Origin of the sequence: Microbacterium sp. 8M, from assembly GCF_902506375.1 — a bacterium.
GTDB lineage: Bacteria > Actinomycetota > Actinomycetes > Actinomycetales > Microbacteriaceae > Microbacterium.
This window is the reverse complement of the sequence record NZ_LR733284.1, coordinates 620,816-646,416: the sequence shown is the minus strand read 5'-3', so window position 1 is coordinate 646,416 and position 25,601 is coordinate 620,816. Positions and strand designations below refer to the sequence as shown.

25 protein-coding genes, 1 rRNA gene and 2 pseudogenes are annotated in these 25,601 nt (G+C 71.8%); 12 read left to right on the top strand and 16 right to left on the bottom strand.

Going from position 1 to position 25,601, the window contains the following annotated elements:
- Nucleotides 1-5: 5 nt before the first annotated feature.
- Both AERO9AM_RS02975 and AERO9AM_RS02970 read right to left on the bottom strand, forming a co-directional pair.
- Nucleotides 6-728, bottom strand: a complete 723-nt coding sequence (locus AERO9AM_RS02975) for a class I SAM-dependent methyltransferase (protein WP_268892330.1) — start codon at nucleotides 726-728, stop codon at nucleotides 6-8.
- Nucleotides 729-769: 41 nt separating this feature from the next.
- A complete protein-coding gene (locus AERO9AM_RS02970) occupies nucleotides 770-1,360 on the bottom strand; it encodes a hypothetical protein (RefSeq protein ID WP_159574822.1) in 591 nt (196 codons plus the stop codon).
- Between the two features lie 74 nt (nucleotides 1,361-1,434).
- On the opposite strand from AERO9AM_RS02970, the gene AERO9AM_RS02965 reads away from it, so the two are divergent.
- Nucleotides 1,435-2,733, top strand: a complete 1,299-nt coding sequence (locus tag AERO9AM_RS02965) for an isochorismate synthase (RefSeq protein WP_159574821.1) — start codon at nucleotides 1,435-1,437, stop codon at nucleotides 2,731-2,733.
- Nucleotides 2,734-2,825: 92 nt separating this feature from the next.
- Here the strand turns inward: AERO9AM_RS02965 and AERO9AM_RS02960 are convergent, their stop codons facing one another.
- From AERO9AM_RS02960 to AERO9AM_RS02950, 3 genes are all read right to left on the bottom strand, one after another.
- Nucleotides 2,826-3,683 carry a polyphosphate kinase 2 family protein gene (locus AERO9AM_RS02960; protein WP_442923248.1) on the bottom strand — a complete coding sequence of 286 codons (858 nt, stop codon included), beginning with the start codon at nucleotides 3,681-3,683 and terminating at the stop codon, nucleotides 2,826-2,828.
- Between the two features lie 142 nt (nucleotides 3,684-3,825).
- On the bottom strand, nucleotides 3,826-5,445 hold the full coding sequence (gene menD, locus AERO9AM_RS02955) for a 2-succinyl-5-enolpyruvyl-6-hydroxy-3-cyclohexene-1-carboxylic-acid synthase (RefSeq protein WP_159574819.1): 1,620 nt from the start codon (nucleotides 5,443-5,445) through the stop codon (nucleotides 3,826-3,828).
- Complete coding sequence (locus tag AERO9AM_RS02950; protein ID WP_159574818.1) at nucleotides 5,442-5,813, bottom strand: PLDc N-terminal domain-containing protein; 372 nt, start codon at nucleotides 5,811-5,813, stop codon at nucleotides 5,442-5,444. Before AERO9AM_RS02950 ends, menD begins: the two co-directional genes overlap by 4 nt.
- 132 nt (nucleotides 5,814-5,945) lie before the next feature.
- On the opposite strand from AERO9AM_RS02950, the gene AERO9AM_RS02945 reads away from it, so the two are divergent.
- Nucleotides 5,946-6,251, top strand: coding sequence for a DUF4229 domain-containing protein (locus tag AERO9AM_RS02945; RefSeq protein ID WP_159574817.1), 306 nt, complete (start codon nucleotides 5,946-5,948; stop codon nucleotides 6,249-6,251).
- Nucleotides 6,252-6,380: 129 nt separating this feature from the next.
- On the opposite strand, the gene AERO9AM_RS02940 is transcribed toward AERO9AM_RS02945, so the two are convergent.
- From AERO9AM_RS02940 to AERO9AM_RS02930, 3 genes are all read right to left on the bottom strand, one after another.
- Nucleotides 6,381-7,028 carry a dihydrofolate reductase family protein gene (locus AERO9AM_RS02940; protein ID WP_159574816.1) on the bottom strand — a complete coding sequence of 216 codons (648 nt, stop codon included), beginning with the start codon at nucleotides 7,026-7,028 and terminating at the stop codon, nucleotides 6,381-6,383.
- 64 nt (nucleotides 7,029-7,092) lie between these two features.
- The gene (locus tag AERO9AM_RS02935) at nucleotides 7,093-7,386 is read right to left on the bottom strand and encodes a DUF4287 domain-containing protein (RefSeq protein WP_159574815.1); all 294 of its coding nucleotides are present in this window, start codon (nucleotides 7,384-7,386) and stop codon (nucleotides 7,093-7,095) included.
- Between the two features lie 22 nt (nucleotides 7,387-7,408).
- The gene (locus AERO9AM_RS02930; RefSeq protein WP_159574814.1) at nucleotides 7,409-7,765 is read right to left on the bottom strand and encodes a cupin domain-containing protein; all 357 of its coding nucleotides are present in this window, start codon (nucleotides 7,763-7,765) and stop codon (nucleotides 7,409-7,411) included.
- Nucleotides 7,766-7,832: 67 nt separating this feature from the next.
- Here AERO9AM_RS02930 and AERO9AM_RS02925 point away from each other — a divergent pair, with 67 nt between their 5' ends.
- On the top strand, nucleotides 7,833-8,849 hold the full coding sequence (locus tag AERO9AM_RS02925) for an ArsR/SmtB family transcription factor (RefSeq protein WP_236602457.1): 1,017 nt from the start codon (nucleotides 7,833-7,835) through the stop codon (nucleotides 8,847-8,849).
- 177 nt (nucleotides 8,850-9,026) lie between these two features.
- Here the strand turns inward: AERO9AM_RS02925 and helR are convergent, their stop codons facing one another.
- The gene (gene helR / locus AERO9AM_RS02920; RefSeq protein WP_159574813.1) at nucleotides 9,027-11,303 is read right to left on the bottom strand and encodes an RNA polymerase recycling motor ATPase HelR; all 2,277 of its coding nucleotides are present in this window, start codon (nucleotides 11,301-11,303) and stop codon (nucleotides 9,027-9,029) included.
- A gap of 384 nt (nucleotides 11,304-11,687) precedes the next feature.
- Between helR and AERO9AM_RS02915 the strand changes: the two genes are divergently transcribed.
- On the top strand, nucleotides 11,688-12,995 hold the full coding sequence (locus tag AERO9AM_RS02915; RefSeq protein WP_159574812.1) for a M18 family aminopeptidase: 1,308 nt from the start codon (nucleotides 11,688-11,690) through the stop codon (nucleotides 12,993-12,995).
- A gap of 20 nt (nucleotides 12,996-13,015) precedes the next feature.
- On the opposite strand, the gene AERO9AM_RS02910 is transcribed toward AERO9AM_RS02915, so the two are convergent.
- On the bottom strand, nucleotides 13,016-14,389 hold the full coding sequence (locus tag AERO9AM_RS02910) for a pyridoxal phosphate-dependent decarboxylase family protein (protein ID WP_159574811.1): 1,374 nt from the start codon (nucleotides 14,387-14,389) through the stop codon (nucleotides 13,016-13,018).
- A gap of 170 nt (nucleotides 14,390-14,559) precedes the next feature.
- On the opposite strand from AERO9AM_RS02910, the gene AERO9AM_RS02905 reads away from it, so the two are divergent.
- Both AERO9AM_RS02905 and AERO9AM_RS02900 read left to right on the top strand, forming a co-directional pair.
- Entirely contained in the window at nucleotides 14,560-16,020 is a 1,461-nt protein-coding gene (locus tag AERO9AM_RS02905; RefSeq protein WP_159574810.1) for a purine-cytosine permease family protein, read from the top strand.
- 98 nt (nucleotides 16,021-16,118) lie between these two features.
- Nucleotides 16,119-16,652 (top strand): cysteine hydrolase family protein, encoded by a 534-nt coding sequence (locus AERO9AM_RS02900; protein WP_236602675.1) that lies wholly within the window; start codon nucleotides 16,119-16,121, stop codon nucleotides 16,650-16,652.
- 90 nt (nucleotides 16,653-16,742) lie between these two features.
- Here the strand turns inward: AERO9AM_RS02900 and AERO9AM_RS02895 are convergent, their stop codons facing one another.
- Nucleotides 16,743-17,339: a TetR/AcrR family transcriptional regulator gene (locus tag AERO9AM_RS02895; protein WP_159574808.1), complete on the bottom strand. Its 597-nt coding sequence runs from the start codon at nucleotides 17,337-17,339 to the stop codon at nucleotides 16,743-16,745.
- A gap of 69 nt (nucleotides 17,340-17,408) precedes the next feature.
- On the opposite strand from AERO9AM_RS02895, the gene AERO9AM_RS02890 reads away from it, so the two are divergent.
- The 3 genes from AERO9AM_RS02890 (at nucleotide 17,409) to AERO9AM_RS02880 (ending at nucleotide 20,682) form a co-directional block, all read left to right on the top strand.
- Nucleotides 17,409-18,443 (top strand): agmatine deiminase family protein, encoded by a 1,035-nt coding sequence (locus AERO9AM_RS02890; protein ID WP_159574807.1) that lies wholly within the window; start codon nucleotides 17,409-17,411, stop codon nucleotides 18,441-18,443.
- A 62-nt stretch (nucleotides 18,444-18,505) separates the two neighbouring features.
- Nucleotides 18,506-20,197, top strand: coding sequence for an amidase (locus tag AERO9AM_RS02885; RefSeq protein ID WP_159574806.1), 1,692 nt, complete (start codon nucleotides 18,506-18,508; stop codon nucleotides 20,195-20,197).
- A gap of 137 nt (nucleotides 20,198-20,334) precedes the next feature.
- Nucleotides 20,335-20,682 (top strand): hypothetical protein, encoded by a 348-nt coding sequence (locus AERO9AM_RS02880; RefSeq protein ID WP_159574805.1) that lies wholly within the window; start codon nucleotides 20,335-20,337, stop codon nucleotides 20,680-20,682.
- 61 nt (nucleotides 20,683-20,743) lie between these two features.
- Here AERO9AM_RS02880 and AERO9AM_RS02875 read toward each other — a convergent pair whose 3' ends face one another.
- The gene (locus tag AERO9AM_RS02875; protein ID WP_159574804.1) at nucleotides 20,744-21,232 is read right to left on the bottom strand and encodes an FBP domain-containing protein; all 489 of its coding nucleotides are present in this window, start codon (nucleotides 21,230-21,232) and stop codon (nucleotides 20,744-20,746) included.
- A gap of 281 nt (nucleotides 21,233-21,513) precedes the next feature.
- Here AERO9AM_RS02875 and AERO9AM_RS02870 point away from each other — a divergent pair, with 281 nt between their 5' ends.
- Nucleotides 21,514-21,954 carry a hypothetical protein gene (locus AERO9AM_RS02870; protein ID WP_201298568.1) on the top strand — a complete coding sequence of 147 codons (441 nt, stop codon included), beginning with the start codon at nucleotides 21,514-21,516 and terminating at the stop codon, nucleotides 21,952-21,954.
- Between the two features lie 209 nt (nucleotides 21,955-22,163).
- Here the strand turns inward: AERO9AM_RS02870 and rrf are convergent.
- The 3 genes and pseudogenes from rrf to rplW form a co-directional block, all read right to left on the bottom strand.
- Nucleotides 22,164-22,280 (bottom strand): 5S ribosomal RNA (gene rrf / locus AERO9AM_RS02865).
- A gap of 67 nt (nucleotides 22,281-22,347) precedes the next feature.
- Nucleotides 22,348-22,517 (bottom strand): annotated as a pseudogene (locus tag AERO9AM_RS02860) (50S ribosomal protein L2); the annotation flags it as partial.
- 18 nt (nucleotides 22,518-22,535) lie between these two features.
- Nucleotides 22,536-22,819: pseudogene (rplW, locus tag AERO9AM_RS02855) on the bottom strand (50S ribosomal protein L23); the annotation flags it as partial.
- A 1-nt stretch (nucleotide 22,820) separates the two neighbouring features.
- On the opposite strand from rplW, the gene AERO9AM_RS17445 reads away from it, so the two are divergent.
- Together AERO9AM_RS17445 and AERO9AM_RS02850 are read left to right on the top strand one after the other, a co-directional pair.
- Nucleotides 22,821-23,024 (top strand): hypothetical protein (locus AERO9AM_RS17445; protein WP_236602456.1); only part of this gene is annotated, 204 nt, incomplete at its 5' end.
- Nucleotides 23,025-23,490: 466 nt separating this feature from the next.
- Nucleotides 23,491-24,816, top strand: a complete 1,326-nt coding sequence (locus AERO9AM_RS02850) for a CoA transferase (RefSeq protein ID WP_159574802.1) — start codon at nucleotides 23,491-23,493, stop codon at nucleotides 24,814-24,816.
- Here the strand turns inward: AERO9AM_RS02850 and AERO9AM_RS02845 are convergent.
- Nucleotides 24,798-25,577 (bottom strand): DUF4184 family protein, encoded by a 780-nt coding sequence (locus AERO9AM_RS02845; RefSeq protein ID WP_159574801.1) that lies wholly within the window; start codon nucleotides 25,575-25,577, stop codon nucleotides 24,798-24,800. The genes AERO9AM_RS02850 and AERO9AM_RS02845 overlap by 19 nt on opposite strands.
- Between the last annotated feature and the right edge of the window lie 24 nt (nucleotides 25,578-25,601).

Genomic DNA, 25,601 nt, shown 5'->3' with positions numbered 1-25,601 from the left:
GCCGGTCAGGCCCGCGGCTTGCGGGCGCGGTGCAGGGCGACCATGCCGAAGGACAGGTTTCGCCAGGCGACGTCGATCCAGCCCGCCTCGCGCAGCCAGGCGGCGAGGGTGCGCTGGTCCGGCCACTCCCGGATCGACTCGTTGAGGTAGTCGTACGCCTCGCCGTTGGTCCCGGCGATGCGCGCAACCCGCGGCAGCACCTGTGCGTTGTAGAGCCGGTAGAAGGCGCGCACGAGCTTGGCCGGCGGCGTGGAGAACTCGTTGATCACGACGCGGCCTCCGGGCTTGGTCACCCGGTACAGCTCGGCGATCGCCTTCTTCGGATCCTGCACGTTCCGCAGGCTGTACGACATCGTGACGGCGTCGAAGGAGTCGTCCTCGAAGGGGAGGTTCGTGGCGTCGGCCTCGACGAAGCTGAGGTTCGGCAGGTGTCCGTGCCGGCGCTTGCCCTCGGCCAGCATGCCGGGCGAGAAGTCGGCGGCGACGACGTCGGCGCCGCTGCGCGCGAGAGAGGCCGATGACGACGCGGTGCCCGCACCGAGATCGAGGATCCGCTCGCCCTTCTTCGGCGCGACGGCCCGCGTCGTCGCGGCCCGCCAGAGCGCGTCGTTGCCGACCGTCATCACGGTGTTGGTGCGGTCGTAGCCGGCCGCGACCTGGTCGAACATGCCGCTGACGCGGGACGGATCCTTGCCGAGGTCGGCGCGGTTGGGCTCAGACGGGGTCACCCGTCCAGCCTACGCGCGTGCGGCCCGCGTCCTGCCTCAGGTCAGAACGGACGACGCGCAGGCAGCGGGAGCTCGGCGAGCCGGTCGAGCCACACGTCTGCGGTGGCGTCGTCGAACGGCGGCACCTGCGCGCGCACCCGCTGCTCGAGGTCGGCGGCGAGCGCCTCGAGGTGCCGCTGCACGTCGGCGGGATAGCCGTAGTGCAGACGATGCTCCTCCCACTCGTCCTCGTCGTCGATCCAGGTGCCGCGCTCCCCCTCCACGCGGACCACGTCGAGATCCATGTCGATGCCCGCGAACAGCACCGGCACGTCGTCCGCGTCGGCGGCGTCGTCAATGGAGACCGCACGCACATCCCAGGCGAGGTCGATGTAGATGCGCATCCCCTTCGGATGGTCGCGGTTGACGGTCAGCGCATAGTCGCCGCTCGGCGGGACGAGGGTGACGTTGGGCGCGGCCGCCGTGAAAGTGCGCCCCGGGCGCTCGCTCCCCCAGCCCGCGGGCTGGCCGACCCAGTCGCCCCACCGGTCGGATCCGAGGTACACGCACTCGTGGCGCCAGTGCGGGGATCCGTCCCACTTGCGCCACTGGAAGACGATCTCGGTTCCGGCTGCGGGACGTGCGGGGGTCACGGTCACACTCTATGCGGGTGGGGTGCCCCCTGGCGTGGGCGGGGCGGGCTGCGGACACGCAATAGGCTGGATCCGTGAGTGCCGGCCTGGTCGTTCAGACGCGAGAGTTCGACCTCGCCGACGACCTGCTCGCCTATGCGGATCCCGCGGATCCCCGTGCGTGGCTGCGCCGCGGCGACGGGATCGTCGCGGTCGGCGCCGACATCGCCCGGGTCGTGCGCGTCGGCACCGGCTCCGAGCCGCGCACCGCGGCGCTCAGCCGCGCCTGGGACGGAATCCGCGCCGATGCCCTCGTCGACGATCCGCTGCGCCTGTCCGGCACCGGCCTCGTGGCATTCGCGGCGCTCGTGTTCGACGAGCAATCGGCGGCCGACAGCGTGCTGATCGTGCCGCGCACCGTGATCGGCCGGCACGGCGGCCGCACGTGGATCACCCGCATCCTCGACGCCGACAGCGCGTCCGGCGCCTCCGCCGGGGACGCCGCCGCGACGACCGCTCACGTCGCCGACCCCGCGCCCACCGCCTTCGGACCGCACTGGGCGGGCACCCTGGGCCCCGGCGCGCAGACGGCGCAGGGCTACCAGGCGTCGGTGCGGGCAGCGCTGTCCGCGATCGCCGACGCACGGTACGGCAAGGTCGTGCTCGCGCGCGATCTCGTCGGCACCGTGCCGGCCGGGTCCGACCTGCGCCGGCTGGTGCGGGCGCTCAGCACGGAGTACCCCGACACGTGGGCGTTCGCCGTCGACGGCCTCATCGGGGCGAGCCCGGAGACCCTCGTCACGGTGCAGGACGGCGTGGTGACGGCCCGGGTGCTTGCCGGCACGACCGCGCGCGGCGCCGACGCCGTGACCGACGCCCGTGCCGCGGCGGCCCTGGCCGACAGCCCCAAGGACAACGACGAGCACGCGTTCGCGGTGCGCAGCGTGGTCGCCGCGCTCGCTCCGCACACCACGGCGCTCGACGCGGACGACGGCCCGTTCATCCTGGAGCTGCCGAACCTGTTCCACCTCGCCACCGACGTGCGGGCGCAGCTCAGCGACGGCGCCTCGGCGCTCGACCTGGCGGCGGCGCTGCACCCCACGGCAGCGGTGGCGGGCACTCCGACCGAGGCGGCGGTGGCGGCCATCCGCGAGCTGGAGCCGTTCGACCGCGGGCGCTACGCCGGCCCGGTCGGCTGGATCGACGCGGCGGGCAACGGCGAGTGGGCGATCGCACTGCGCTGCGCCCAGTTCGAGGTGAGCGGCTCCGGATCCGACCGGCCGATCGCCCTGACCGCGTATGCCGGTGCGGGCATCGTGGCCGGTAGCGACCCCGAGGCGGAGCTGCTGGAGACGCGGGTCAAGTTCCGCCCCATCGTCGACGCGCTCGCCTGACCCGAGACCGCATCCTCCGTTTCAGAGCGCGCGAATTGCCGGATCCGGCCCTGGAATGCAGCCATGTGCGCGCGTCGAAACGGAGAGAGCCCTCAGCTCGCGGCGAGGCGCTTCTTCTCCGCCTCGACGTCGAAGTCGGCGACCGGCCACTGCGGATCGATGTCCTCGAGCGCAGCCAGGAGCAGCTCCTGCACGGCCAGGCGCGCGTACCACTTGCGGTTCGCCGGGATCACGTACCAGGGCGCCTCATCCGTCGAGGTGCGCGCGAAGGCGGTGTCGTACGCCGCCATGTAGTCGTCCCAGAGCAGGCGCTCGTCGGTGTCGCCCGGGTTGAACTTCCAGTGCTTCTCGGGTCGCTCCAGCCGCTCCATGAGGCGCGCCTTCTGCTCATCGCGGGAGATGTGCAGCATGACCTTGATGATGCGGGTGCCGGCGGCGGCCACGCGCCGCTCGAAGTCGACGATGGCGTCATAGCGCCGCTCGATCTCCTCGGCGGGCGCGAGCGAGCGCACCCGGGCGATGAGCACGTCCTCGTAGTGCGAGCGGTCGAACACGCCGATCTTGCCGTCGCCCGGCAGGCGCTTCTCGATCCGCCACAGGAAGTCGTGCTGGAGCTCCTCGGCCGTCGGCGCCTTGAACGCGGCGAGCTCGACGCCCTGCGGATCCACGCCGCCCACCACGTGCCGGACGATCCCGCCTTTGCCCGCGGAGTCCATCGCCTGCAGCACGAGCAGCACGCTGGCCTGCGCCTCCCCGACCGCGGAGCGCGCGAACAGCCGCTCCTGCAGCTCGCCGAGCGCCGCCAGGCCGGTGGCGAGCGACGCCGCACCGTCCGACTTGCCGCCCTCGTACCCGGGGGTGGAGTCGGGATCCACGCCGGCGAGCCCGGCGGAGGTGACACGGAGGACATCGGCGGCCGGTGCGGTCCATCCGGCGGAGTGCTGGCTCATGGTCCCCATGATGGCGGATCCGGCCGGGCGATGTACGAAACTCCGTCAGAACCCGCCCGTGTTCTGCGAAGGCGCCGGACGGCGGCCGGAATCGACGGAGTTGCGGCCCCGCTGCGTCCGGCCCGGGCGGCCGGGCTCCGGCTCAGCGCGCGAGCGGCACTTCGATGAGCTGCGGGCCGGTGACCTCCGCCGCGAGCGCCTGCTCCAGCTCGGCGACGGTGCCTGCGCGGACGTACGTCCATCCGTACGCGGCGGCGAGGGGTTTCAGCGCGACGGACTGCGGCGTGTAGAAGGCCCGGTCCAGGTCGGCCGCCGGGGCGGTGCCCGCCACCTCGAGCCCGTCGAAGATCGTGCCGCCGCCGTCGTTGCCGACGATGACCTGGATCCGCGGAGCCGGCTCGTCCGCGGGCAGCAGCAGGGATCCGACGTCGTGCAGGAAGGAGAGGTCGCCGAGGACGACCCGGGCGGTGCCGGGCTCTCCCCCGGCCTGCGCGGCGAGCGCGATGCCGACGCCCGTGGCGATCGTGCCGTCGATCCCGGCGAGCCCCCGGTTCGCATGCACCCGCACGTCGCCGCCGTCGAGGAGCTGGTCCGCCACGCGCACGATCCGCGACGACCCGAACAGCAGGCGGTCATCCGCCGTGCTCGCCGCCCACACGGCCCGGACCAGGACGGCGCGGTCCACCGGACCGTCCGTGGCGCGCCCCCCGTCCGCCGCCCCGGCCGTCGAACCGTCCCCGGCGGGCGCGGTCCACGCCGCCAGCCACTCCGCGTCCACGGGCCCGGGCTCGACCTCGATCGTCCGCGCGTCCACGGCGGCGCCGGACGGGTTCAGGCGCTCCCCGCCGCGGCGCACGGCCACGATCTCCAGGTCTGTGCGGCGCAGCAGGGCCGCGATCTCGCGGCTGAGCGTGGGGTGCCCGAGCACGACGACCCGCTGGATCCGGCCGGCGAGCGCGGCGTCGTGCAGGCGCTCCCGGTACGCGGGCACGAGATGCGGTCCGACGCGGGCGCCGCTCACGACCTCGGCGATCAACGGCCAGCCGCCCTCGCGCGCGATCCGCGCGGCGTCGGGGCCGGCATCGGCGCCCGCCACCACGAGGGTGCGGAGGCCAGCTCCCACCCGCACCGGTTCCCCGGGGGCGGGCTGCGGCAGCGGTCCGCGGGTGGCGCGCAGCGGATCCGGGAGCGCGCCGGAGAGCGGCTCGCGGAACGGCAGGTTCAGGTGCACGGGGCCGGCGACGCCGTCGAGCCCCTCCCCGGCGGCGCCGACCGCGGCCGCCACGGCGTCGGCGGCGAGCGCGCCGAACACTTTCGGATCCGCGTCTCCCGGCACGGCCGCGTCCACGCTCAGCCGCGCCCACGGGCGGTACATCCCGGGCTGGATCGTCGCCTGGTTCGCCCCCACGCCGCGCAGCTCGGGCGGGCGGTCGGCGGTGAGCAGGATCAGCGGCACACCGGCGTGGAACGCCTCCATCGCCGCCGGAAGATATCCGGCCGTCGCGGTGCCGGAGGTGCAGATCAGGGCCGCAGGGGCGCCGGACTCGCGGCTGAGGCCGAGGGCGGTGAAACCTGCGACGCGCTCGTCGATGCGCACATGAACGCGGACCGAACCGGAGCGCGCCAGGGCGATCGCGGCGAGCGCGAGCGCCTGCGACCGCGAGCCCGGCGAGAGCACGATGTCGCGGACGCCGTGCTCGACGAGCCCGGTCAGCAGCCGTACGGCGGCGTCGGTGGCGGGCGAGTGCGCGGGCGCCGTCACGGGCGCGAGCCGGGGGAATCGGTGTCGCCGCGGTCGTCCAGCCGGGACAGCTCGTCCTCGAGCTCCCTGATCAGCCGCTCCTGCTCGGCGGGGCTGATGCGCCGCGCCGGACGGCTCGCCCCCGTGCGATCGGGATCCACGTCGTCCAACGGCAGATAGCGCTCGTCCTCGGCATCGTGACCACGGCGGGTGCGTCCGATCACGAACCAGAGCACTCCGCCGATCACGGGGATCACCACCACGATCGCGATCCACACGCCCTTGGGCACGCCGCGGTGCCGGCTCGCCGGCTGCACGACGCAGTCGACGATGCTGAACACCCAGAAGACCGCGGCCAGGAAACCGCCGATCACGAGGAAACGTGCCACGCTTCCAGTCTAAGTCGTGCGCTCTCACGGGGATCCGTCAGCCACGATCGCACGGCTCCTGCCCACCCGATCGGGACCGACGGCATAGGTCCCTCACAGCGCGCCCAGAACGGCTCCTCCTAGACTGAAACCGTGAAACTTCCTCCCCTGCTCGTGTACTCGGTGCTGCGCCTGCTGGCGTTCCTCGTGCCGCTGGGGATCCTGTGGTTCTTCTTCCCCATCTTCCGCGAGTTCTGGTGGCTCGCCGCGCTGTTCGCCGCTCTCATCGGCATCAGCATCTCGCTGCTGTTCCTGCGCAACCCGCTCTCCGAGGCGTCGCGCGCGATCTACGAGAAGCGCGCCGCGAAGACCGGGTCCGCACCGTCCGATGAGGACGTCGAGGACGCGCAGGGCCCCGCCGGCGGAGACGACGCCGACGGCACCCGCGACGCCGCCTGAGTCCCATCGCGCACCGCGAGACCCCGTTCTCCGCACGAGACTCGCTGCCGGGCGCGGAGTCTCATGCAGACCTGTCTCATGCAGACATGGGAGTCTCGCGGGAGAACGCGGCTCCGCCGCGCCGCGACCTCAGCCGCGGGCGAACGTCACGTGCACGACGCCGCTCTCGGCGACCTCGCTGGTGACCGTATACCCCTCCTCCAGCCCGCGCAGCTCGGCCCAGAGATTCTTGCCGCGGCCGAGAAGGATGGGCGTGATGCCCACGTGGAGCCGGTCGATGAGGCCTGCCGCGAGGAACTCGCGGACCGTGTCGACGCCGCCGCCGATGCGGACGTCCGCACCGCCGGCCGCCTCGGTCGCGAGCGCCAGGGCCTCGGCCGGAGTGGCGTCGAGGAAACGGAACTCCGTGCCGTTGGCGAACGAGATCGGATCCCGGTCCGCGCTGTGCGTGAGAACGAAGACGGGGCAGTGGAACGGCGGCTCCTCGCCCCACCAGCCGCGCCAGTCCGGGTCGTCCGGGAAGTCGTGCAGGCCGAACATGCCCGCGCCCATGATCTCGGCGCCGATGTTCTCGAAGTACGCGGCGCCGTGGCGGTCGTCGACGCCGGTCGTGCCGCCGCCGGACCGGTCTCCGAGCACCCGTTCGCGGAACGTGCGGGTCGCGGTGTAGGCCGCGACGAGGCGGCCCCAGTCCTCGCCGAAGGGGTTCTCCGGCGTCTGGTCGGTGGTCGACGCGTAGCCGTCGAGGGAGATGTTGAGGTCGGCGCGAACGGCCATGGAGCAGCTCCTTGCGGGTCGGGGACGATGGATCGAGGGATGACGTGCGGCGGAGCCGACGCTGTCAGGAGCGGTGCGGATCGGAGTCCTTGCCGTCGAGCCAGAGCGTATCGGTGGCGTCGCGATGCGCGCCATCCGTTCCGACGTGCTTCGTGCTGATCGTCGGCCCCTTGGTGATGATGTGCACGATGGCCATGCCGTGCCCGCGGCCGAGATCGTATTCGGTCTTCAGCCACTCGAGGATCGGCGTCGCCTTGGTGCCGGGCCCGAAGCCCTGCGCGGCGGCGAGGTCGACGAGCTGGCGGGGCGTGAGCCCGGTCTTGGTCTCGACGGCGTCGAGATATGCCTGGAAGGACATGTTCTGCTCCTCGGGGTGGTGGTCACTCGACCACGGTCTGGATGATGACGGCGGAGGCGTGGATCCCGATCAGGCGCATGGTCCCGGATCCGACGTTCTCGAACCGATGGGGGACGAAGGCGGGGCCGGTGACCGTGTCGCCCGCGGTCGCCGTGATGAGGCGATCGCCCACCGTGAACGCCACCTCGCCCTCCAGCACGACCCAGGTCTCCGGGTAGGGATGCCAGTGCAGCAGCGATCCCTGGCCGGGCTGGTTGTCGACGTAGAAGTAGGAGACGCCGGATCCGTGCGCGGCGCCTTCGAAGCGGCGGCCGTTTCCGGTGCCGAGGCGGATGTCCTCAGGGGCGATCACCGTGACCTCCGGTGCGATGGTGTTCATGTCGTGGTCCTCTCGGTGGGGTGATCCCACTCTCGCGAGCGCGCGGTCGGGTCCGTAGAGTTTCGATGTGGATCGAAACATGGAGGGCGTGGAGTGGGAGCACCACCGGGTGGACTTCCGGCTCAGCCCCGGCGACATCCAGGCCGTGCGGTTCGGCATCTCCCCCGGCCACGAGCTGGCCCATGCGGTGCGCGTGCTGCTGCGTCCCGAGCAGTACCCGCTGGCCTGGGGCTGGCTCAAGAGCGTCCGTGACCGGCTGCCCCGCGACGCCTTCGGCGTGCTCGCGCACGTGATCGGCGCGGACGGCTACATGCCGGATTTCCTCACGTCGACCCCGCGCTGGGACCTCGGGCCCGACGACGAGCTCGCGGCGCTGCGTGAGGCGCCCCTCGAGGGCATGCGCGTGGACCTCGACAAGATGGTCGTGCGCTCCTCGGGTCGGCGACAGGACGCGCTGCGCCGCATGCAGGAGCACCCCGCGCGGGCGCGCTCGGTCATCGCCGACGCCTGGGCCGAGGTGTGGGAGTCCGCGATGGCCCCGGTCTGGCCGCAGCTCGAGCGGATCCTGCGCTCCGACATCGCCGTGCGCTCGCGCACCGTCGCGACCGAGGGCCTCGCCGCCATGGCCTCCGGCATCCACTCTCAGGTGAGCTGGGGCGACGGCTCGGTGCGCGTGCGTCTGCGCCGGCACAGCGAGGACGTGGACTGCCGGGGCAGCGGCCTGGTGCTCGTGCCCTCGGTGATGTCGTCGTGGGGCTGCATGGTGATCACCGAGCCGCCCGCGCAGCCCACGCTGTTCTACCCCGCCCGCGGCGTGACGGCGGGATGGGCGGGCGACGGCGGCGACCCCGCCCGGGCCCTGGAGGCGCTGATCGGCGCGGTGCGCGCGGGGATCCTGCTCTCCGCACACGTGCCGCGCACCACCTCCCGCGTGGCGGAGGAGGCGGGGATCGCCCTGTCCACCGCCTCCCACCACCTCAGCGTGCTGCGCGATGCCGGCCTGGTGGTCAGCACCCGCGACGGCGCCCGGATGATGCACCTGCGCACCCCGCTCGGCGAGGCGCTGGTGGGCGCCACGCTCTGACGCGGGCTTTCGTCTCGTGGTTCCTGCGCGAGCGCGGCGCCCTTCGTCTCCTGGTTCCTGCGCGAGCGCAGCGCCCTTCGTCTCGTCGCTGCGCTCCTCGCTCAGGGACCGGGACGCTCCTCGCTCAGGGACCGACCGCTCCCGGTTTCTGAGCGAGCGCAGCGAGACGAAGGACGTTCAGCGGACCTCCGACGTCAGCACGACGAGCTCCTGGGTCGCGCGGGTCATGGACACGTAGCGGTCCACGGCCCCCTCGATGCCGTCGCCGAAGCGCTCCGGATCCACGAGCACGACGAGGTCGAACTCGAGCCCCTTCGCCGTCACCGGGGTGCGCAGCCGCACCCGCTGACCCGCCCTGCCCTGGGTATCCGGATACGGACGGTCGTCGCCGATCACGCAGGCGATCCCCTCCTCGTGCCGGGCGAGCCAGTCGGCGAGGATCCGATCGCGGTCTGCAGGGGTCCCGTATCGCACCGGGATGCCGCTGGAGCGCACCGAGACGGGCACGTTGGCATCGGGCAGCGCGGCGCGGATCACGGGCTCGGCGACCGCCATGACCTCCTCAGGTGTGCGGTAGTTGATGCGCAGCGACGCGTGCTCGATGCGTCGCAGGCCCACTCGCCCGAGCCGGTCGGCCCAGGTCTCGCCGAAGCCGCGCCTGGCCTGCGCACGGTCGCCGACGATCGTCAGGCTGTGCGAGGGCACCCGACGCAGCAGCATCGCCCATTCCGCATCGCTGAGCTCCTGCGCCTCGTCCACGATCACGTGCGCGAACGGGCCCGCCAGCACGTCCGGATCCTTGCGCGGAAGCGCATCCTCGTCGAGGAGCATCTCGCGCACCCCCGCACTGTCGTCGCCGAAGAAGAACCCGGTGATCGCGCTCTCCTTGTCGTCGTCGGCGGCGAGCAGCTCGTCGAGCACCCGCTCGCGGTACTCGCGCTCCTCCGCGGTGACCGCCTCTCGCCGCCGGCGCTGGCGGGAGCCCTCCGGGTCGCCGATGAGGGCACGCGCCGCGTCGAGGATCGGCAGGTCCTGCCGGGTCCACGCGCGCGGATCCGCCCCGTCCTCCGAAGAGCGCCGCAGCGCGGCCCGCTCCTGATCGCCGAGCCACGGCGCGCAGATGCGCAGATAGGCGGGGGTCGCCCACAGGTCGGCGACGACGCCGGCCGGATCCAGCACCGGCCAGGCGGCCACGAAGGCGCGCTGCAGCACCGTGCTCTGCCGCAGCGCCCGGTCGAGCTGCCGCGGGGGCACGTCCTCGTCGGCGTTCTCCTCCACGAGCACACCGATCAGCGCCTCCCACACCTCGTCGCGGGCGTCGTTGTGCGGCGTGCCGGGCGCAGGGGCGTCGAACGCCTCGGTCCACGCGGAGGGCTCGACGATCACGTCGCGCCACGGCGTCTCGACGAGCAGCGGCTCGACCGGCGCGTGCTCGTGATAGCGCACGGCGGCGGTGACCGCATCGAGCAGGCGCGCACCCGACTTCAGCGCGAGGGCGAGCGGATCCCGCTCCTCCGGCATGCGGTCGCCAGCGCGTCCCTCCCGCACGAGGTCGGGCAGGGTGCACACCTGCACGCTGTCCTCGCCGAGGCTCGGCAGGACGTCCTCCACGTACGCCAGATAGGGCCGGTGCGGGCCGACGAACAGGATCCCGCCGTGGCTGAGCCGCTGCTCGGCGTGCATGAGGTAAGCGGCGCGATGCAGCGCGACGACGGTCTTCCCGGTTCCGGGACCGCCGTCGACGACGAGCGCATCTCGCGACGAGGCGCGGATGATCGCGTCCTGGTCGGCCTGGATGGTGCCGAGCACATCCCGCATCCGCGGTGAGCGCGAGGCTCCGAGGCTTGCGATGAACGCGGACTGGTCGTCGAGCGCGGCGGTGTCGTCGAGCCCCGCCTGCGCGTACGCGGCGGCGTCGAACACCTCATCCCAGTAGTCGGTGATCCGGCGCTCGTTCCCCGGACCCGACGACCAGCGGTAACGGCGCCGGCTCACCAGGCCTGCAGGATCCGCGTGGGTCGCCGCGAAGAACGGCTCTGCCGCGGGCGCGCGCCAGTCGACGAGCAGCCGGCGCCCGGTCGCATCCGACAGGCCGATGCGGCCGATGTACACCGTCTCCGTGCCGGTCGCCGTCGCGACCACCATGCGGCCGAGGCACAGGTCCACCCCGAACCGCCGCAGCAGCTGCAGGCGGGAGGTCGAGCGGTGGATCTCCAGGTCGCGGTCCAGCGCCTCCTGCCCGAGGCGGGCGTGGACCGAGCGCAGACGGGTGAGCCGCTCCTCGAGGGCGGCGATCTCCTCGGCGAGGCGATCGCGCACGGCGGCGAGGTGGGCGTCGTCTGCGGCGATGAGCGCGGGGGCGGCCTTGCGGGCGAGAGCGGGCGGGAGTGCGAACACCGACGCGCGGGGCGCAGCCGTCGACGGGGCGGCGGCATCGGCCGGACCGGCCGACATGCCGGTCTCGGCGCTGATCTGGGAGTGGGCTTCAGAGCGGGTTTCGGAGTGGGCTTGAGAGTGGGTTTCGGGGCGGATTTCAGGGCGCACAGATCCTCCGGTTCCTGGGCGAAGCCACCCAGTCTGCCCCGGCAGGGGGGCCTTGCCGCAAGCCCCACCCCCTCCGGTATCCTGGAAGTGCAGGGAGCGGTCCGCCAGGACCCGCTCCCTTCGCCATGCCACCCCCGTTCAGGTCGCACTTTCGGCGCCAAAACGGCCGTCGGAAGAGCAGAAATCGCGACCTGAGCGCCGGGGAGGGCCGTCTCGGGTCATGGGCCGCGCGGCTACGATCGAAGGTGCTGCTGCACCGCCTGGACGGTCGCGCCTCGCCTCGGAAGGATCCTGATGTCCCACGCCGCCTCCGCCCGCTCCCACGCCGCCTCCGCCCGCGCCCACGTCGAGGACCTCGCCGACTTCGTCGCCGCCTCACCGTCCAGCTACCACGCGGCCGAGGAGGTCGCCCGGCGCCTCGAGGAGCAGGGCTTCACGCGCCTGGACGAGTCCGAAGCCTGGCCGGCGCAGCCGGGAGGCCGGTTCGTCATCGTGCGCGACGGCGCCGCGATCGCCTGGATCGTGCCTGCCGGAGCGACCGCCACGACGCCCGTGAACGTGCTCGGCGCCCACACCGACTCCCCCGGCTTCAAGCTCAAGCCGCGCCCGACCACCGGATCCCGCGGCTGGCTGCAGGCGGGCGTCGAGGTGTACGGCGGCCCGCTGCTGAACTCGTGGCTCGACCGCGAACTGCGCCTGGGCGGCCGGCTCGCGCTGGCCGATGGACGCGTCGTGCTCGCCGCGACCGGACCGCTGCTGCGGCTGCCGCAGCTCGCGATCCACCTCGACCGCGGCGTCAACAACGGCCTCGCCCTGGACAAGCAGGTCGAGACGCAGCCCGTCTGGGGTCTCGGCGACCCCGAATCGGCCGACATCCTCGGCGAGCTGGCGGGCGCCGCCGGCGTGGATCCGCTCGAGATCCGCGGCTTCGACGTGGTCATCGCCGACAGCGCGCGGGGTGCGGTGTTCGGCAAGGACGACGCCTTCTTCGCGAGCGGCCGCCTCGACGACCTCGCCTCCGTGCACGCCGGCGTCGTGGCGCTCGGCGAGGTCGCCGCGCACGGCGACCCGCAGGCGATCGCCGTGCTCGCCGCCTTCGACCACGAGGAGCTGGGATCCGGTTCCCGCTCCGGCGCGGCCGGCCCCATCCTGGAGGACGTGCTCGAGCGCATCTACGCGGGCCTCAACGCCGACGCGGTCGACGTGCACCGTGCGTACGCCGCGTCGTGGTGCCTGTCCAGCGACGTCGGGCACTCGGTGCACCCGAACTACGCCGGCAGGCACGACCCGGTGGTGCAGCCCGTGCTCGGATCCGGTCCGATCCTCAAGATCAACGCCAACCAGCGCTACGCCACCGACGCCGTGGGCGCGGCCGCCTGGCACCGCTGGTGCGACGCCGCGGGCGTGGTGACGCAGGAGTTCGTGTCGAACAACGACGTGCCCTGCGGCTCCACGATCGGCCCGATCACCGCCACCCGGCTCGGGATCCGCACGGTCGACGTGGGGATCCCGATCCTGTCGATGCACTCCGCCCGCGAGCTCGCCGGCGTGAGCGACCTGCACGACCTCACGGCCGTGGCGAGGGCGTTCTTCGCCGGCTGAGCCCAGCCGGACGCGAACGATCAGCGCATCGTGTCGAGGATCCCGACGAGGTCCTCGAATGTGGTGAGCGGGTTGAGGATCGCGAACCGCGTGTTCACCCGGCCGGCGTGCGAGCTCGGCACCACCAGGGCGCGCTGCGTCTCGAGCAGTTCGTCCGACCAGCGGTCGTAGTCGGCGCGCTCCCAGCCCTCGCGCTCGAACACGACCACCGAGAGCTGCGGATCGCGCACGAGCCGCAGCTCCGGACGCGAGGAGATCTCGTCCGCGATCCGGCGGGTCAGCGCCAGGGTCTCGCTGACGGCGGCGCGGTAAGCGTCCACACCGTAGGTGGCCAGCGAGAACCACAACGGCAGCCCGCGGGGGCGCCGGGTGAGCTGGATCGAGTAGTCTGAGGGGCTGAACTCGTCCGTGTCGGTGAGGGTGTCCAGGTACTCGGCGTGCTGGGTGTGCGCACGGCGACCGGTCTCCGGGTCGCGGTACAGCAGCGCGCAGCAGTCGAACGGCGCGAACAGCCACTTGTGCGGATCCACGACGAGCGAGTCGGCGCGCTCGACGCCGGAGAACCAGTCCCGCGCCTCGGGTGCGAGCATCGCGGTGAGCCCGTAGGCGCCGTCGACGTGCAGCCAGAAGTCGAACTCGTCCTTGAGCGCGGCGATGCCGGCGATGTCGTCGAGGATGCCGAAGTTCGTGGATCCGGCCGTCGCGACGACCGCGAACGCGGCGTCGCCGTGCTCCTCGAGCGCGGCGCGCACGGCGTCCGCACGCAGCACGCCGTCGTCCCCCGCGGGGACGGCCACGACGTCGACGTCCATGATCTTCGCGGCGGACTTGTTCGAGGAGTGCGCCTCCAGGCTGCAGATGAGCTTCCAGCGCGGCGGCAGCTCGCGGCCGGCGGCGAGCAGCCGCTCCTTCGCGGTCTCACGCGCCGCGGCGAGCGCGGACAGGTTGCCGATCGTGCCGCCCTGCACGAACACGCCGCCGGCGGTGGCGGGCAGCCCGAACTCGGCGGCGAGGAAGGCGAGCACCTCGTTCTCGGCGTGCACGGCGCCGGCTCCCTCGAGCCAGCTTCCGCCGTAGAGGCCGGAGGCGGAGACGACGAGGTCGAACGCCATGGCGGCCACGGTGGGCGCGTTCGGGATGAACGACAGGTAGTTCGGGTGGCTCGTGGTGAGGCAGGCCGGGGCCAGGATGTGCTCGAACACGCTCAGCGCGCGCTGCGCGCCGAGGCCCTGGTCGGTGATGGTCGTGCCGACGAGACGGCGCAGCTCCGCTTCGGGCTGCGGCTTGTCCAGCGGCACATCGGTGGCGAGCATCCGCCGACGGGAGTAGTCGAGCACGGCGTCGACGATCGCGGCGGATTCGGGCGAGGCGGCATGCATGCGCGCGGCGTCCATGAAGGATCCTTCCGACCCGGAAGCCTACGGGCGCCCGGCGACGAGCAGAATGCCGCGCCGGATCAACGGGTCGGCGATATCGTACCGGACCACTGCTTCCGCGACCAAGGGCGTCCGCAGTGCCAGGATGGGAGCAATCCGCGACGACCGCGGCTTCACCCGGAGGCAGCATGTCACCCGAAAGCAGCACCGCAGCTCCCGCGCTGATCGAGCGCAACGGGATCGAGATCATCCCCGAGTCCGAGCGCACGGCACGCCCCCGCGACCTGTTCTGGCCCTGGTTCGCAGCCAACGTCTCGGTGTTCGGGATGTCGTACGGATCCTTCCTGCTCGGCTTCGGGATCTCGCTCTGGCAGGCGACGGTCGTCGCCATCATCGGCATCGTGGTGTCGTTCGCCCTCTGCGGGCTCATCGCGATCGCGGGCAAGCGCGGATCCGCACCGACGATGGTGCTCTCCCGCGCCGCGTTCGGCGTGCGGGGGCAGAAGATCCCCGGCATCGTCTCGTGGCTGACCTCGATCGGCTGGGAGACGTCGCTGACGATCACCGCCGTCCTCGCCACCACGACGGTGCTGCACGCGCTGGGGTGGGTGGACGCCGGCGGCGACGTCGCGGTGCACCTCATCGCCACGGTGCTCGTCGCCGCACTCATCGTGGGCGCCTCGGTGCTCGGCTACCACACGATCATGAGGCTGCAGTCGGTGCTCACCTGGCTCACCGGCGCGTTCACGGTGCTGTTCCTCATCCTCACCGTGAACAGCATCGACTGGACGAAGGCGTTCGCGCGCCCCGACGGCACCCTCGCGCAGACGATCGGCGCCCTCGTCATGGTCATGACCGGCTTCGGGCTCGGCTGGATCAACATCGCCGCCGACTGGTCCCGCTATCAGAAGCGCACCGCCTCCGACACGCAGATCGTGGCCTGGAACACGATCGGCGGATCCGTCGCCCCCATCGTCCTGGTCTTCTTCGGTCTCCTGCTCGCCGGCTCGGACGACAAGCTGAGCGCGGCGGTCGCCGCCGACCCGATCGGCGCGCTCGCGACGCTGCTGCCGGCCTGGGCGCTGTTCCCGTTCCTCATCGTGGCGATCCTCACCCTCGTCTCCGGCGCCGTGCTGGGCATCTACTCCTCGGGGCTGACGCTGCTGAGCCTCGGGATCCGGATCCCCCGGCCCGCGGCCGCGGCCGTCGACGGCGTGATCCTCACGATCGGCACCATCGTGGTCGTGTTCTTCGCGCAGGACTTCCTCGGGCCGTTCCAGTCCTTCCTCATCACTCTCGGCGTGCCGATGGCGGCGTGGGCCGGGATCCTCATCGCCGACATCCTGCGCCGCAGGAAGGACTACGACGAGGCGGCGCTGTTCGACGCTCGCGGCCGCTACGGCGCGTGGGACGGCGTCTCGATCCTCACGCTCGTCGTCGCGTCGGTGATCGGCTGGGGCTTCGTGATCAACACGTTCGCCGAGGCAGCCCCGTGGAACAACTGGCAGGGATACCTCCTCGGCCTCATCGGCGGCAAGGACGGCGAATGGGCCTACGCCAACCTCGGCGTGTTCTTCGCGCTCGTGCTCGGCTTCGTCGTGACCTGGTTCGCCCGCGCGGGCAGGATCCGGCGGCAGGAACAGGCGTGACCGGCTCCCCGCTCCCTGAGCCCGTCGAAGGACCGTCAGGCGGCCTCCGCGCAGCCCGATCCCTGAGCGAGCGGAGCGAGACGAAGGCTCCGTGGGTGGTGGTCATCGACCCGCAGAACATCTTCGCGGCGGCCGACTCGGCGTGGGGATCCCCGATGTTCCCCGCGGCTCTGGAGAACATCCGGCGCCTGGCCGATGCGGCCGACGGGCGCGTGCTCATCACCCGCTGGCTGCCCACCGCCGATCGGAGCACCTCGTGGGGGGACTACTTCGCGGCCTGGCCGTTCGCCGACCGTCCCGCCGATGACCCGCTCTACGACCTCGTGCCCGGGGTGCGGGAGCTGTCGGCGCACCCGACGCTCGACCTCCCCACCTTCGGCAAATGGGGCGCCGAGCTCGAGCGGCGGATCGGATCCGCGCCCGTCGTGCTGACCGGGGTCTCCACCGACTGCTGCGTGATCTCGACGGCACTGGCCGCGGCCGATGCGGGCGCGCGGGTGACGGTCGCCGCCGACGCCTGCGCGGGGTCGACGCCGGAGAACCACGCCGCCGCGCTCGCAGTCATGGGGCTCTACCCGCCGCAGCTCAAGGTGTCGGACACCGCGACGGCGCTCCAGCTCCTGCGCCCCTGAGCCCTCAGGTCGCACTTTCGGCGCGAAAACGGTCGCCGGAAGAGCCGATATCGCGACCTGAGCGCATCGACTCCTGCGAACGTTCGGCCCTCAGCCGAGGACGGCGGCGACGGTGCGGCGCGCGAGGCCGGCCCGGTCCTCGGGCGCCCACTTCACGAGCGAGTGCGCGTTCATGCCGTCCACCGTGGCGAGCAGCAGCCAGGCGGCACCCTCGGCGTGCGCGGCGGAGATCTCACCCGCGGCCACGCCCTCGGCCACGACGGCCTCGAGGTCCTGCTGCCAGCGGTCCATCTCGGTGCGCACCCGCGCGGCGAGCTCGTCGTTGCGCGCACCGGCTGCCCACGCCTGCACCCAGATCAGGGTCACGTCGTCGCGGTCGCCGTCCAGGAGCATCTCCACGATGCGGGTGATGCGCTCCCGCAGGCCCTGGGCCACCCTGCCGGCGGCCATGACCTCCTCGCGTTCGGCCCCCACGATCGTGCCGAACACGTCGGCCACGAACGCGTCCATGCTGGGCCGGTAGTGCGCCACCAGCGCCGGGGTCACCCCGGCCGCGGCCGCGACGGTGCGCACCGTGAGTCCCGCGATCCCGTTCTGCCGGGCGAGCGCGACGGCCGCGTCGAGGATCGCCCGCTCACGCTGCTCCGGCGGCATCCGCTTCGGACGAGGGCTTGACGAGGTGCTCATGAGGCTATACCGTATCGCTAGTTGGTCGCTTGTTCAATAAGCGCCGCGAACCCGATCCGAGGAGCACCGATGCCCTGGCAGATGCCCAGCGAGACCGCCCGCCACGACCGCGTCTGGATGGCGTTCCCCGCCGAAGGAGAGACCCTCGGCGACACCGACGCGCTGCGCGAGGAGGGCTATGCGACCTGGACCGCGGTGGCGCACGCCGTGTCGGAGTTCACGCCGGTGACGATGCTGGTGGATCCGGCCGAGCTGAACCGCGCCCGCCGCATGCTCTCCTCGGACATCACGATCCTCGAGGCCCCGGTCGACGAGTTCTGGATGCGCGACTCGGGCCCCACCTTCGTCGTGGACGCCGAGCGGCCCGGCGTGCTCGGAGCCGTGGACTGGGTGTTCAACGGCTGGGGCGCGAACTCCTGGGCGTCGTGGACGAAGTCCGGCGAGCACGCGCGCATCATCGCTTCCGAGGTCGGCGCCGAGCTGGTCAGTTCCGCCCTGGTCAACGAGGGCGGCGGCATCCACGTCGACGGCGAAGGCACGGTCCTGCTCACCGAGACCGTGCAGCTCGACCCCCGCCGCAACCCGTATCTCGACCGGCAGCGCGTCGAGGCCGAGATGCTGCGCACGATCGGCGCGACGAAGGCGGTGTGGCTGCCCCGCGGCCTCACCCGCGACTACGACGAGTTCGGCACCAACGGCCACGTCGACATCGTCGCCGCGATCACCTCCCCCGGCCGGATCCTCCTGCACGCGCAGCAGGATCCCGCCCACCCCGATTTCGAGGTGTCTGCCGCCCTGCGCGAGCACCTGGCTGGGCAGACGGACGCCGCGGGGCGCACCTTTGAGATCGTCGACCTGCCGGCGCCGTCCACCCTGCGGGACGAGGAGGGCTTCGTCGACTGGAGCTACGTCAACCACCTGGTCACCAACGACGGCGTCATCGCCTGCGGATTCGACGACGATGTCGCGGACGCCCGTGCCCGCGACATCCTCGCCGACGCCTATCCGGGGCGCCGCGTCGTCACCGTCGACGCCCGCCCGCTGTTCGACCGCGGCGGCGGCATCCACTGCATCACCCAGCAGCAGCCCACGCTGGCCCGCTGAGCGCGCCCGTCCCACCCGGCCGCCGAGGCCCTCGTACCGCCTGACCTTCGAAGGATCCGCCCATGTTCGACGTCGTCGAGACCCCCATCGCCCGCCTGCGCGCGGCCCTCGAGGCCGGCGAGACCACGGCCGTCGAGCTCGTCGAGGCCTACCTCGCCCGCATCGACGCCTACGACGGCCCCGGAACGGAGACCGCGCTGAACGCGGTCGTCGTGCGCAACCCCGAGGCGCGCGCGGAAGCCGAGGCCTCGGATGCCCGCCGGGCCCGCGGCGAGACCCTGGGGCCCCTCGACGGCATCCCGTACACGGCGAAGGACAGCTACCTCGTGCGCGGGCTGACGGCGGCCGCCGGCTCCCCCGCCTTCGCCGAGCTCGTCGCCCAGCGCGACGCGTTCACCATCGAGCGGCTGCGGGCGGGCGGCGCGATCTGCCTCGGCCTCACGAACATGCCGCCCATGGCGAACGGCGGCATGCAGCGCGGGGTCTACGGCCGCGCGGAGAGCCCCTACAACGCGGACTGGCTCACGAGCGCGTTCGGATCCGGCTCGTCGAATGGATCCGGCACGGCGACCGCCGCGTCCTTCGCGGCCTTCGGGCTGGGCGAGGAGACCTGGTCCAGCGGACGGGCGCCCGCATCCCACAACGCGCTCGTCGCCTACTGCCCCAGCCGCGGCGTCATCTCGGTCCGCGGCAACTGGCCGCTGGTCCCGACGCAGGACATCGTCGTGCCGCACGCCCGCACCATCGCGGATCTGCTCGAGATCCTCGACGTCGTCGTCGCGGACGACGACACCACGCGCGGCGACTTCTGGCGGGCGCAACCGTGGGTGCCGCTGCCGCGGGCGTCCGAGGTGCGGCCCGAGTCGTATGTCGCCCTGCCGCCGGCGGATCTCCGCGGCAAGCGCTTCGGCGTCCCCCGGATGTACATCAACGCGGACCCGGAGGCCGGCACCGGCACCGGGATCGGCGGCCCGACCGGGCAGCGCATCGAGACCCGCCCGTCGATCATGGACCTGTGGCGCGACGCGCGCGCCGCCCTCGAAGCCGCCGGCGCCGAGGTGGTCGAGGTCGACTTCCCCGCCGTCACCAACTACGAGGGGGATCGCGCCGGCGCCCCGACCATCGCGACCCGAGGCATCGTTCCCGCCGATTTCCTGCGCAGCGAGGTCATCGAGCTGTGCGCGTGGGGGTGGGACGACTTCCTCCAGGCGAACGGCGATCCCGCGCTCCACACGCTGGCGCAGGTCGACGGCGCGCAGATCTTCCCCGCGCCGCCGGGCGCACTGCCCGACCGCTACACCGGCTTCGACGACGACATCAACGAGCTGCCCGACCTGTTCCGGGCGCACCCGGTCACCGACATGACGGCCATCCCGCACATGGAAGAGGGCCTGCGCGGCCTCGAGGAGACGCGCCGCATCGACTTCGAGGAGTGGATGGACCGACTCGGCCTGGATGCCGTGATCCACCCGACCATGGCGGACATCGGCCCTGCGGACATGGACGTCAACCCCGTCTCGGCCGACCAGGGCTGGCGCAACGGGGTCTGGGTCGCCAACGGCAACATCGTGCCGCGGCACCTCGGCATCCCCTCTGTGACGGTGCCGATGGGCACGCTGGCGGACATCGGCATGCCCGTGGGGCTGACGATCTCCGGCCGCGCCTACGACGACACCCGGCTGCTGCAGCTCGCCGCCGCCTTCGAGGCGACCGGAGACCGTCGCACCACACCGCCGCGCACACCGCGCCTCTGATCTGCGCCGGCGCCGACTCAGCGGCTCCGTGGGCTCAGGCCCGCGGAGCCGCTTGTGTGTCGGCACATTTCACGGTCGTTTCGCCGGCGACACGCCCGGACGTAGCCTGATCGGACCGATCCTGTGAGGAGACCACCGTGACCACGCCCCGCGCTCAGCTCTCGCCCGTTCCGGCGCGACAGGCTGCGGCGTGCATGTGCCACCACGGCGACGTCTGCTCCTCCTTCGCCCCGGGGCACGCGCTGCATCTCATCCAGGCGCGTCTCGCCGCCGCGACGACCGCCGGGTGGACCGACGCGCTGGTGAGCGATGTCGACCGTTCGGCCGGCATCGTCGAGGTCGTCACCCTCGACGGCGAGGCGCTATCGCTGTGGAACGCGGGGGGCGCCGCCCTCGAGGTCGAGCTCGGACAGCCCGTCGCCGTGCACACCCGCTGGGACGTGCTCGCGATCGGTGCGCTGCGCTACAACGTCGCGCGCGCCTGACGCTCCGAACGGCAGGCCGCGCCTCGGACCGGGCGGCGATCACGCCACCCGCTCCGAGAGTTCAGGCCTCGAGCTCGCGGAGGAAGCCCTGCACGTGCTCCTGCAGTCGCAGGATCCGCAGCTGCCGGGCGGCCTCGCGGTCGAAGCCCTCATAGGCGAGCGGCGGCAGCCGGCGGACGTTGGCGGAGCAGCCGAAGTTCGCGCAGATCAGCACGCCGAGGGTGTTGCCGTTGCGGCCTGAGGCGCCCGCCTTGCGCGCCGCGAAGAACTGCACGTCGTTGCGCAGCGTGACGTCCTCGCACCACGAGCACTGGGCGCGTGCCAGCGTGCGCTGCTCCGTCTGCTGCAGCAGAACCGACATCGGGGTGTCGTCGTCACGGTGCGCCACGATGTACGACCGCCGGGGCAGCTTGGGATCGGGCCAGCCCAGGTAGTCCAGGACGGAGAAGTCCAGGTCTGCGAAGCCGGGCGGCAGGGTGAGGGAGGATGCCTCCTTGCGGGAGGCGTTGCGGAAGGACGCGCGAATGGCGCGCTCGTCGATGGGAAGCATGTCGTGCTCTCTGTGCGATGTCGTGTCGTCCGCCGGACAGCGGAGAAGGCGACTGCCGATGGCAGCCGGAGAAGAACCCGCGGAATGCTCACGCGGGCGCGACGAACGGGCCGACGAGATGACTCGTCGGCGGGGGCGTCAGCCTCTGTCACCGGCGCGGAACGCGCCGGCTACCTCCTTCGACGCCACATGGACGTCACGAACGAACAGCATGCTCCGATCCTACGACACCTCGGTCCTCCGAGAGCGCTGCGGGGCGCCCGTCGGGTCAGGCCTGCATCATGGAGTCGCGCATCGCCATGCAGGCGTCCATGCATGCCTTGCACGCCGCGGCGCACATCCGGCACACGTCGCTGTGGGCTTCGTGCTGCATGCACATGTCCATGCAGAGCTGGCACATCGCCATGCACGCGTCCAGCATCGACATCATCACGGCCGGCGTCATACCCTGCATGCGCATCATCGACCGCATCATCGTGTTGCACATGTCCGCGCAGTTCATGCACGCGGGCGAGCAGTCCATCATCTGGGTCGAACACACGGTACAGGCCTGCTCGCACGCCGAACACGCGTCCATGCATGCCTGCATGAGCGACATGTCCATGGCCTGCATGCCGGGCATCATGTCCATGCTCTTCATCGAATCCATCATCATCGCGTCCATCGCGAGCTCCTTCGGTTCACCGGGAGGCGGGCGATCAACCCGTCTGACGACAGGGTAGACCCGTCGTGCGTCCGCGTCGATGCCGAATCCTGACGCGCGGCTGTGCTGCGCGGGCGCGCGCCGGCACGCGAATCCCGCCGCGCAGCGGCGGAGGTCGCGGGGCCGTGCGCGCACGAAAAAGGCCGCCCGGAGGGCGGCCTGGATCGTGTCTTGCGGCAGAAATGCAGAAAGGCCACCCTGCGTTGGGTGGCCTTTCTGTTAAAGGAAGTCCGGCGGTGTCCTACTCTCCCACAGGGTCCCCCCTGCAGTACCATCGGCGCTGTGAGGCTTAGCTTCCGGGTTCGGAATGTGACCGGGCGTTTCCCTCACGCTATGGCCGCCGAAACACTATTGACGTGTCTCAAACAAACCCACGTGCGTGGTGTTGTTGTTTGGTTTTCGACCGTACGTNCCACCACCGATGTGACGCGTGGTGATACGGCCGGAGCTGTTGCGACCACCGGTCTTCGGCAGCGGACGAAGCAGTGACTTCTCCGGAGTCGAACGGGTGATCTCAGCGAAGTCGGCGACCGACGAGCCGCGACGACCGGGGGTCGTCGGCTTGTAGTTACGAATAGCCATGATTTATCCCTCTGGTCCTCAGCCGACAGCCGTGAAGATGTCGATCGAACCGGACTTGAGCGTCACGATGGCGCGCTTGGTGTCCTTGCGCTTGCCGAGACCGAACTTGGTGCGACGGGTCTTGCCCGGGCGGTTCAGCGTGTTGATGCTCGCGACCTTGACGTTGAAGATCTTCTCGATGGCGAGCTTGATCTCGGTCTTGTTCGAGCGGGGGTCCACGATGAACGTGTACTTGCCCTGGTCGATGAGCGCGTAGCTCTTCTCCGAGACGACCGGCGAGATGACGACGTCGCGCGGGTCCTNCTCTCCGTAAAAAAGAAATGCATACACACCGGGGAAAAACCGGCACGCAGCGAGTTTGAAACTGACCAAAGAGATGACATCATTGCTGACTTCATCCGAATGCCAACCCCAAAAAGAGGCTGGTCTTTGATCCAAAGGAATTTCTCAACCAGCCCTAAGACTGGACGAGGAATAAATTGGCATTTGACAAGTGCACGCTGTTGAGTTCTCAAGGATCGGATGCTCCTGCGTTCCGGCCTCTCGGCCTTCCCTTCAGGGCAACTTCTCTATCTTATCCGTGTCGCTCAGGCTGTCAAATCGACACGCCGTGAGGTTCTGAACCGGATCCGTTCCCTCGTTTCCGAGGCAACTTCTCTAGCTTAGCCCTCCCGGCCAGTCTGTCAAATCGACGGTCCTGGCGGACGGTCACCCTCCCAAGCGCACGCGCTCGAGCCCCGCCGCGAGGAGAACTCGCGAAGAGGAACCGGCTTCCGAGGAAGAAGGTGGGTGGTTGTTCGCCGCTTGGGGAGTCAGGCCTTCCGGCCCTTCGCTCTACCGCTTGGGGCGAACAGGTAATAACTTACGCGGATCCCCGGGTCCCGGCAAATCCGGGCCGACGCTCGGGCGTGTCGTCGCGGGATACCGCCGCTCTCCGCTGCCCTCCGCCTCTCTTCCCGCCTACGATGCGGACATGAGCGAGGCAACCGCGCAGTCTGCCCTGGCCGGCTTCCGGGCCGCCCTCGGCGAGCCGTCCCCCGGTGCCGAGAGCACCACGGTCCCTGCTGTGCCGCTGCCGGCGCGTCTTCCCGTCGGCCCGCTCGCGTGGGCCGCCGTCCAGACAGCCTCGCTCGCCCTCGGTGCCCTCGCCGGCGCCGCCCTGGTCGCCCTGGACCCCGCGCGCATCGCCGCCGCCTACCGCAGCGACCGTCACCTGCTCATCGACGGGTCCGCGCCAGCGGTGTGGTCGCCGCTGTCCGGCTTCTGGCGCACCGCCGACGGCTGGGTGCGCACGCACGGCAACTATCCCGCCCACGCGTCCGCGCTCGTGCGCGCACTCTCCCTTCACGAGCCCACGGCGTCCGCTCTCCATGCCCGCCTCGCCGAGCGCAGCACGGCCTCGGTCGTCGCCGCTGTCGCCGAGCAGGGCGGACTGTGCGTTGCGGTCCGCGCGGAGCGCCCCGCCGAGGACGCGGCGCTGCGTGTGGATCCGGTGATCCGGTGGCGGCGGGGATACGGGCCGGCGAAGCGGCCGCTGCCCGGACCGACCGCCGCTGCGCCGCTCGCGGGGATCCGGGTCCTCGACCTCACCCGCGTGATCGCCGGCCCCGTCTGCACGCGGACGCTCGCGCTCGCGGGCGCCGACGTGCTGCGGATCGACCCGCCGCGGCTCGCGGAGTTCGGCTGGCAGCACCTCGACACGGGTCACGGCAAGCGATCCGCGCTGTTGGACGCCGCCGCGCAGCGCGACCGGCTCGACGCCCTGCTCGCCGATGCCGACGTCGTGGTGCTCGGCTATCGGCCGGCCGGGCTGGAACGGCTCGGCCTGTCGCCCGCTCGGCTGCTGGCAGCCTTCCCGCATCTCGTCGTCGCGCAGCTCTCCGCGTGGGGCGCGCCCGAACGGCGGGGCTTCGACAGCCTGGTGCAGGCGGCCTCGGGCATCGCGCTCATCGAGCGGGAGGAGAACAGCACACCGGGGGCGCTCCCGGCGCAGGCGCTCGACCACACGGCCGGCTACCTCCTCGCCGCCGCCATCGCCACGGCGCTGCGACGTCGCGCGGACGAGGGCGGCGGCTGGATCGTGGAGACCTCGCTGCGCCGGGTCGCCGCAGAGCTGCTCGCACTCCCCCGCAACGAGGAACCGTCCAGCGACGCACCCCCGGCGGATCCCGAGACGCAGACCTTCGACGTCGACGGCGTCGAGGTGCGCACCGTCGTCCCCGCGGTCGCCTGGGCGGGCGGGCCGACCCGGTTCGCTCCCCCGCGCCCATGGGGCGGGGATCAGGCAGTCTGGCGCTGACCGCGGCGGATCCGCAGCACGACCACGAGCACGAGCGTGAGCAGCGCCCAGACCCCGCAGGCGGCGGGCAGCGTGCGGTAGGCGAGGTGCTGTGCCGTGAAGTCCGCGGTGAGGGGACCGTACACGGCGAGGCCGATCACCACCGCGACCACGAGGGCCGCCGGCAGCGAGAGCCACCACGCAGCCCGCAGACCGAGCGGCGCCGGATCGACGGCGCCCGGCCTGCGCCTGCGCAGCCAGAGCGCACCGGCGATCGCGAGCACGACGAGTCCGGCGATGCTCGAACCGTGCTGCAGCCACTTGTATCCGCGCAGCGGGCCCCAGTGCGCCTCGAGCGCCGGGATCAGAGAGAGACCGGCTCGCCCCTCGTGCGTGAACGCGTCCCACAGGATGTGCGAGAGCACTCCCAGCGCGAGGGCGACCACGAGCAGCAGCGTCCGGGCGGGTGTGCCGAACGTCTCCCGCAGGGCTGCTCGGGCGCCGCGATCCCATTCCTCGGGCAGCCGGGAACCCAGGTGACGCGGCGCGAGCATGCGGGTCGCGGGGCGCAGCAGGATCCGCCAGGTCAGCAGCAGCGCCAGGGCGAGGAGCACGGTCACCGGCAGCCATCGGAGGTCGTGCGTCACCGCGTAGTCGACCACCAGTCCCCGGGTGAACAACGGCAGATCCGGCGTCATCGCACCCACCGCGATCGCCGCCGGCACCAGCGGAGTGCGCAGGAACGGCAGAGCGACGACGGCGTGGCTGGGGGTGAACGGCATGTCCCGACGCTACCGCGCGAGCAC